5 protein-coding genes and 1 pseudogene are annotated in these 3,228 nt (G+C 58.9%); all 6 read left to right on the forward strand.

Annotated features, from left to right (window positions below; genetic code table 11):
* Window positions 1–461: 461 nt before the first annotated feature.
* Window positions 462–1,399 (forward strand): annotated as a pseudogene (locus FGM15_13560) (IS630 family transposase).
* An 11-nt stretch (window positions 1,400–1,410) separates the two neighbouring features.
* On the forward strand, window positions 1,411–1,632 hold the full coding sequence (locus FGM15_13565) for a hypothetical protein (protein ID MBU3666885.1): 222 nt from the start codon (window positions 1,411–1,413) through the stop codon (window positions 1,630–1,632).
* Window positions 1,633–1,639: 7 nt separating this feature from the next.
* Window positions 1,640–1,978, forward strand: a complete 339-nt coding sequence (locus FGM15_13570) for a PEGA domain-containing protein (GenBank protein MBU3666886.1) — start codon at window positions 1,640–1,642, stop codon at window positions 1,976–1,978.
* 147 nt (window positions 1,979–2,125) lie between these two features.
* Window positions 2,126–2,599 carry a hypothetical protein gene (locus FGM15_13575; GenBank protein MBU3666887.1) on the forward strand — a complete coding sequence of 158 codons (474 nt, stop codon included), beginning with the start codon at window positions 2,126–2,128 and terminating at the stop codon, window positions 2,597–2,599.
* Between the two features lie 157 nt (window positions 2,600–2,756).
* On the forward strand, window positions 2,757–3,035 hold the full coding sequence (gene sbcD, locus FGM15_13580) for an exonuclease subunit SbcD (GenBank protein ID MBU3666888.1): 279 nt from the start codon (window positions 2,757–2,759) through the stop codon (window positions 3,033–3,035).
* Between the two features lie 30 nt (window positions 3,036–3,065).
* On the forward strand, window positions 3,066–3,228 hold a 163-nt coding region (locus FGM15_13585), incomplete at its 3' end, for a DUF433 domain-containing protein (protein MBU3666889.1).

Genomic DNA, 3,228 nt, shown 5'->3' on the forward strand with positions numbered 1-3,228 from the left:
CGAGCTGCCGGGGCTTTTCGAGCGTCCGAAAGAGGAGAGGGGACCCGAGTCCAAAGGAAATCCGCCGGCTTCCTGAGTTGGTGTTATGACACGCACCGCTCTTGCCGGTGCTGTCTTCGGAAGGTTGTGCGGGAGCATGGAATTGGGCCGCAAAAAGCCCTGAGCCGGTGCCAAAGCGTTGAAGACGAGCAGGCTGCTCTATAACACGCAAACTGGTTTCCAACGCGAATCGCGTGCCTACAATCGGTAGGCGTTATGAAAATTCATTTCGCTCTTCTTGTCGCGGTGCTGCTCACGACTGGCTGCGCAACCATTACTCGCGGCACGCGCGAGGTGTTCACCGTCGACTCAACTCCCCAGGGTGCCAATGTGCAAATCTCGACCGGCCAAGTTGGTCAGACGCCGTTTAGAGCATTTTAAATAATATTGTAGCCGTTTGGGATTTACATCAGAGTGTGGTCATGAAGACCCTTTCTGTGGATTTACGCCAACGCATCCTCAAGGCCTACGACCGGCAAGACAGCACACGCGACCAAGTGGCGCGCCGGTTTGATGTCTCTGTCGGGATGGTCAAAAAATTGCTCAGCCAGCGGCAACGCTTGGGCGACATCCGCCCGCAGTATCACCGTTGCGGTCGCAAGCCCCTGTTCGATGCGGCCTGCTGCCGACGGTTGCTGGATTTGGTTAAGGCTCGCCCTGACGCCACGCTGCAGGAGTTGCGCGAGGCTCTGGGCGTGGATTGCACGCTGGTGGCCATCCACTACCTGCTGATCCGGTTGGGGCTGACATATAAAAAAAGACACTCCATGCCAGCGAGCAAGGCCGCCCGGACGTGGCCCAAGGGCGTCGTCGCTGGCGCCGCCAGCAAGGCGGGATCGACCCGTCGCGGTTGGTCTTCCTCGACGAGTCGGCGATCAAAACGAATATGACCAGGCTGCGGGGACGCTGCCCCAAGGGTCAGCGTCTGCGTTTTGCCTGTCCTCATGGACACTGGCGCACCACGACGGTGATCGGGGCGGTGCGCTTGGATGGAACCACCGCGGCCATGGCCATCGAGGGAGCCACTGACACTGAGGTCTTCCGGGCCTATGTCCAAGAGGTGCTGGTCCCAACACTGCGCGCAGGAGATCTGGTCGTCATGGACAACCTCGCGCCCCATAAAAACGAGCAGACCATCGCCCTGATCCGCCAAGTCGGAGCCGATGCCGTCTTCCTGCCGCCCTACTCACCGGACCTCAACCCCATCGAAATGATGTGGAGCAAGATCAAGGCCCTCTTACGTAAAGCCGCCGCCCGGACCCACGAGGAACTCTTGGCCGCTCTGGCTCAAGCACTGGACACTGTCACCGCTTCCGACGCTCGCGGTTGGTTTGCCGCATGCGGCTATAGCTTTATTTAACATGCTCTAGCGTGAAGGTTCCGCGCAACGAAACCTTGCATGTCACCATTTCCAAGCCCGGCTACAAGACGCGGCAAACCACCGTGCCTATGCAAATCGCGGGCGGCGGTGGGCTTGCCATGGCAGGCAATGTTGTGCTCGGAGGATTGATCGGCGCGGCTGTCGATGCGGGCACCGGAGCCATGATGGAGCACAAACCCAATCCATTGGTCGTCACGCTCGAGAAACAATAGACGCTTCATGAAGGCGGTTCTTTGCGGACTGATGTCGGTTTCCGTTCTTCTGAGCGGTTGCGCTTCGGCGCCGGAGCCGGAGGTGCGCACGGCCGAGCCGGTGAAGACGATCGATATCCGCAGCTGGCCTTCCGGTTTGGTCGTCGAGTTGAACGGCGAATACGTCGGCACCACGCCGCTCGAGCTGGTCGTCGAGACGACGCGCTATGGTGTGTGGACGGCCGACTACGGCCGCGGCTTCAGCCCGATCATTCTCCGCGCGAGCACGGCGGATGCTTCCGGCTGGGAGCATCTTCATCTTCGCTCTGTCGCTTTCGGCTGCACTCGGCCAATTCGTTTGGGATGACGAGCCTTTGGCTGATCCGGTGCAAGCTGCTGTCGATCGCATCGACAATGCTTTTGGCGCACCCTTCATCGAGCCGATCAGACCGATTCGGCCGGTGATCGAACCGGTGGTCGATGCCGCACGGGCCGCGTTCTCAACAGCCTGTTTTTGATCGAGCAGAAACTTCTCAACCTACCCATCCTTTATCTCAGCCGCTACATCATCGGGCACAAGACCGACTACTACCGGCTTTTGCTCGGTGTGACCCGCGACCAGACGTGGGAGTCGTGGATCCTCTATATTCTCAAGGGCGTGGAGGAGACGTCGGTTTGGACTACCGGCAAAATCCATGCCATCAATCAACTCCTCCAAGCTACAACCAAATATTGTCGGATCAAGTTGCCGAAAAAAACCTACTCCAAAGAGCTGGTCGAGTTGCTTTTCGAGAAGCCCTACTGCCGCATCGGCAACGTTGTCGACGCCGGTTTGGCCAAGCGCCAAACCGCATCGGAATACCTGAAGGAATTGACCGCCATCGGCGTGTTGGAAGAGCGCGTCGAAGGCCGCGAAAAGCTCTACCTCAACACGCGTTTTTGGAAACTGCTCACGCAAGAGCCCAACGAATTCGAGCCTTTCATCTAGTCCCCATGGTCTCGCGCCTTTTCACCCGACTCCGCACCGACGGCATCTTCTACACCGTGCGCGAAGGTGCCGGCCGCCGTCCCTCCATCTACGCCCTGGCCGAACTCATCAACCTCTGCGAAGGCCGCAAGTTTTTTTGAGAACGGGACATCGGCGCATGCAAAGTCTTCCTCCGAAATCATCCGGTAGCTACCGCATCCTCCACACCGCGGACTGGCATTTGGGCAAACTGCTCAACGACCAGTCGCGCGACGAGGAACACGAGCGCTTTCTCGAGTGGTTGCTGGCTCTTGCGACCGAAGCCGCCGCCCATGCCATTCTCGTGGCCGGCGACATTTTCGATTCTGCCAATCCTCCCCAATCCGCCCTGTCGCGTTACTACAATTTTGTCTCCGGCCTTAACCTTGCCCTCCGTGTCCCCGTGAGAGCCCCGTGAAAACAGATGCAAACAACCGGAACGCGTTGTATCTTTCCATTCATGGAGCGCATCACGATAAATCCAAAGCAATGCGGCGGCCGTCCTTGCATCCGCGGCATGCGCATCCGCGTGATCGATGTCCTTGATCTCCTGGCCAATGGGTTGACGCCGGAGGAAGTGCTGTCCGAATTGCCGGACCTCGAACCCGAAG

The sequence above is a fragment of the Chthoniobacterales bacterium genome, assembly GCA_018883245.1.
Classification (GTDB): Bacteria; Verrucomicrobiota; Verrucomicrobiia; order Chthoniobacterales; family JACTMZ01; genus JACTMZ01.